The sequence below is a fragment of the uncultured Legionella sp. genome (assembly GCF_937871865.1).
Classification (GTDB): domain Bacteria; phylum Pseudomonadota; class Gammaproteobacteria; order Legionellales; family Legionellaceae; genus Legionella.
This window is the reverse complement of sequence record NZ_CALMPD010000121.1, coordinates 1-3,761: the sequence shown is the minus strand read 5'-3', so window position 1 is coordinate 3,761 and position 3,761 is coordinate 1. Positions and strand designations below refer to the sequence as shown.

Sequence of the window (3,761 nt, the reverse complement as noted above, 5' to 3'; positions counted from 1 at the left end):
CGCCAAGCTCTCTTTGCTTACGTCATAAAAAGTTAAATTGACGGCGCCAATTGAAATTATATGAGTCTATTTAAATGGTGGTTTTTATAAACAGTATATCCAATGCCCATTTGCAATATAAGACAATGTCTTATATACTTATATGTAAGATAAATTCTTACATTATAGAGGTAGCTATGGCTCGTACTATGACTGTTGATTTGGGTGCCGAACTTCGCCATTACGTAGAATCACTTGTAGATTCAGGGGATTATAGAAGCAATAGCGAGGTATTGAGAGAGTCGTTGCGTTTACTTCGTGAAAGGCAAGCTAAATCAAAATTAGAACAGCTGCATCACCTTATTGATGAAGGAGAATCCAGTGGAGATCCTCTAATATGGGATGCACATGATTTTCTTAAGGCAATGAAGAAAAGAACCCATGACAAATAAAACATACCGTCTTTATCCAAAAGCGGTAGAGGACCTTGAGTCAATTTATTTATATAGTACACGTGAATTTGGCATCAAAAGAACTGAAGATTATATTTTGGCAATTGATTCAAGCTTTCAGCGCCTTGCAGACGATCCTTTAATTGCTCGAAAATGTGATTATATTCACCCGGATTTGCGTGCGTTTAATGTTGGCTCTCATATTATTTTTTTCAAAACTGCAGATTATGGTATCGCTGTTATTCGGGTATTGCATCAATCTATGGATTTTAAGAGGCACTTATAATTGAACAACAATAACACATATTAATCTTATCTACCTCAATGTAAGATATTTAAAACAATTGTTTTATGCTGGATGCAAAAGACCATATAAAAATCTTATCTATCCCAAACATTCCTCTTTTTCACTTTAGTCTAACGGTAAATACAGGGTTATTTTCATTGAAAGTACCCACTTTGTGCTAAATAAGGTACGTTATCTTTCACAAACATCAAGCAAATAAATTCAGTCAATATGAAATTTTTGTAATACATGCTATACTTGTTATACTGATATTTATTAAGGGGAACTCTATGTTAGCAGTCCGTTTGCCTGAACCGCTAGAACACAGACTTTCAGATCTCGCCAATGAGACTAATCGTTCCAAAAGTTATTATGTAAAAAAAGCACTCCAAGAATTTTTAGATGATCATGAGGATCATTTACTTGCTTTAGCCCGATTAGAGAAAAAAAATCCAAGAATAACAATTGAAGAAATGGAAGGTCGTCTTGGCTTGGAAGATTGAGTTCGATGTGGATGTGGAGAAAGATCTAAGAAAGCTTGGGCATACCGCTCAAAAGCGAATTATTAATTATCTTAAAGAAAAAATTATTCCAGCAGAAGATCCACGCTTATTTGGTAAGCCATTATCTGGTGATTTAAATGGTGTATGGCGTTACCGCGTTGGTGACTATCGAGTTCTTGCTACAATTGAAGATGAAAATTTCATTATTCTGGTTATTCACGTTGGTCATCGCAAGAATGTTTACGATTAACCATTTTAGAACCAGCCCTGAATGACGTGGTCTAATAGATTTTGACACCCCAGTTAAGAGATAATGAACTTAACTGGAGAAAGAAATGGTAGCAAGAAAGAAGTATTCTAAAGAATTCAAACTTGATGCAGTTAGTCTGGTATTAGAACAAGGCTATGGTTGCACAGAAGCTGCTAAAAGTTTGGGGATTCATCAAGCACTACTTAGTCGCTGGCTTAAAGAACATCAAGAACCTGATGGTCAAGCATTTCGAGGAAATGGCAAGTTAACAGCAGAACAATTAGAGATACGTCGCCTGCAGGAAGAAAATAAGCGCCTGAAAATGGAAAAGGAAATCTTAAAAAAGGCGGCGGTCTTCTTTGCTCAAGAAACGAAATAAAATATTCGTTTGTCGCCCAAAATAAGAAGACCTGGCCAGTTGGCTTAATGTGCCAACTCCTGGGCGTTACACGGCATGGATATTACAGTTATCAGCACCGTCAGAGAAATAAACCAGATGATCCTGAACATCAGAAGGTTATTGAGTGGGTGAAGAAAATAGCTGAAGCGAGCCAGTATTGTTATGGAAGCCGCAGAATGAAAAATGCTTTAAATGCATTAGGCTATCCAGTAGGTCGAAGACGAGCTCAAAGTTAAATTGACGGCGCCTATGAGAGCGCTCATTTAACTATGCTTAAATTTAGCAGGAGGATATGCCTCCTGCTTTCAAAAAATTATCAAATAATTCTCATTAAACGGTAGTTTTTATGTGTATGTGCACCTTAATTATCTTAATGTTCGTTCAGTTACCCAAAATGAGCCAAAAAAAATCAAATACCCATAGTTTCAATTAATTCAAAATAATAAGGGGCGGTAGTGTCACGGTGAAAATCCTCAGGATTAGCTTTAATGCCTTTTGAGGTATATTTGTAGCGAACTTCATTCAAATACTTAATAACTATTTGCTTGGGATCTGGCTCTAGCAAATTCTTTCCGGTTCCTTGATAACCGATAGCCAGAGGTCCAAAAAAGTAGCTGTCTAAGTCAGAATTATTTGCCTCACGCAGTTCATCCACAATGGACTGGATATATATAGATTGCAATTCTTTTGATTTATGAACTAACTTGTATTTAAGGGTAATTGAGGCTGGATGAGTTGCAACTGCCAATTGAGTATCTATCTTATCCAGATTTTGTAACGTTTCATCTGCTGTGTGGGTGTCAATAAACCCCATTGTAGCCCAGTCAGCGCAACGTTGATTAAGCTTTTCACCTATTAGTCTGTGAAAAAAAACTCTCAATAAATCTTTATCTCTAACGTTTGGATGCTCTCTTAAGTCTCCTTGAACATGAAACATAAGGCCGCTAACTATTTTATTTTTTACCTCTTCACGCTCCGTCTCATCATATAATCTTAATAATTTTGGAACCAAATCTACATCACTGACTTTTGATGTAATTTTATCAATCATAGCGCCTCGTTTAACATCGCTAAGACTATTGTCGTAAGCAAACCGCATATAAGCTGACATAGGAGCAACATAGTTTGTTGGATCCTTTAAGGAGGTGTCAATTACCGCTTGAAATTCTTCGAAGGTCATTTCATTAAGATCTTCAGCACTTACATCATCTAAAGATTTATTTGTTACGCCATTCACCACTGTTCCAGATGAGTCGGCAATTAATCGCTCATCATTATAATAAGGGAAAAAATTAAACATATTCCTTGGTAGCCATACGTGGCCAGGCATGGTATCTACTCCCTGGCTGTAAAAAGCCCACCAGGCATAAGTGTCGCATCTCCAACGACCTGTTACGAATATTTCTCCTGTCTTTGGATTTCCCTGCGCAATTCTGTAATCAGTATTGCTAGTGTATTCCCTAACCCACCAACGTTGATGATTCGCTTCAACCAATACTCTATAACCTTGCTCTGGGTTGCCAATAACTCCATATTTACTACCCCAATAGGGAGAGCGTCTTTTAAAATCATCTATAGTATTAATCTGGCCAATTACAGATTCATTTAGTACTTCTATTACTCGTTTGGCAGGTGTTGACATGCCACTAGGATCTGTCATTGGTCTTGTAGCAATACCAACATGCCCCAACCATCCCATGCCAGGATAATTTAAATCTCGACCTATAATGTCAGACGGTAAAGTTTTCTTGGCGTGTAATGGCGGGATTATAGCGACCAATGTAATACTTAATCCTAATGCGAGTATCTTTTTATTTCTCATTTACAGCTCCATGTTATATTGAACTTATTGTTGCGTACCGCTTGTCTTTTTAGATTGAAATGTCCTAAT

5 protein-coding genes and 1 pseudogene are annotated in these 3,761 nt (G+C 37.1%); 5 read left to right on the top strand and 1 reads right to left on the bottom strand.

All coding sequences use genetic code 11. The features are described 5' to 3' along the window. Nucleotides 1–176 precede the first annotated feature (176 nt). The 5 genes and pseudogenes from Q0495_RS06485 to Q0495_RS06465 form a co-directional block, all read left to right on the top strand. Nucleotides 177–431, top strand: coding sequence for a type II toxin-antitoxin system ParD family antitoxin (locus tag Q0495_RS06485; RefSeq protein ID WP_298624247.1), 255 nt, complete (start codon nucleotides 177–179; stop codon nucleotides 429–431). After that, the gene (locus tag Q0495_RS06480) at nucleotides 421–717 is read left to right on the top strand and encodes a type II toxin-antitoxin system RelE/ParE family toxin (RefSeq protein ID WP_298624245.1); all 297 of its coding nucleotides are present in this window, start codon (nucleotides 421–423) and stop codon (nucleotides 715–717) included. The genes Q0495_RS06485 and Q0495_RS06480 overlap by 11 nt, the downstream gene beginning before the upstream one ends. A 290-nt stretch (nucleotides 718–1,007) precedes the next feature. Continuing rightward, nucleotides 1,008–1,220, top strand: a complete 213-nt coding sequence (locus tag Q0495_RS06475; RefSeq protein ID WP_298624243.1) for a ribbon-helix-helix domain-containing protein — start codon at nucleotides 1,008–1,010, stop codon at nucleotides 1,218–1,220. Continuing rightward, nucleotides 1,204–1,470, top strand: a complete 267-nt coding sequence (locus tag Q0495_RS06470) for a type II toxin-antitoxin system RelE/ParE family toxin (protein WP_298624241.1) — start codon at nucleotides 1,204–1,206, stop codon at nucleotides 1,468–1,470. The genes Q0495_RS06475 and Q0495_RS06470 overlap by 17 nt, the downstream gene beginning before the upstream one ends. 85 nt (nucleotides 1,471–1,555) lie before the next feature. Beyond that, nucleotides 1,556–2,100 (top strand): annotated as a pseudogene (locus tag Q0495_RS06465) (transposase); the annotation flags it as partial. A gap of 179 nt (nucleotides 2,101–2,279) precedes the next feature. Here the strand turns inward: Q0495_RS06465 and Q0495_RS06460 are convergent. Continuing rightward, nucleotides 2,280–3,692 (bottom strand): hypothetical protein, encoded by a 1,413-nt coding sequence (locus Q0495_RS06460; protein ID WP_298624239.1) that lies wholly within the window; start codon nucleotides 3,690–3,692, stop codon nucleotides 2,280–2,282. Nucleotides 3,693–3,761: the final 69 nt, after the last annotated feature.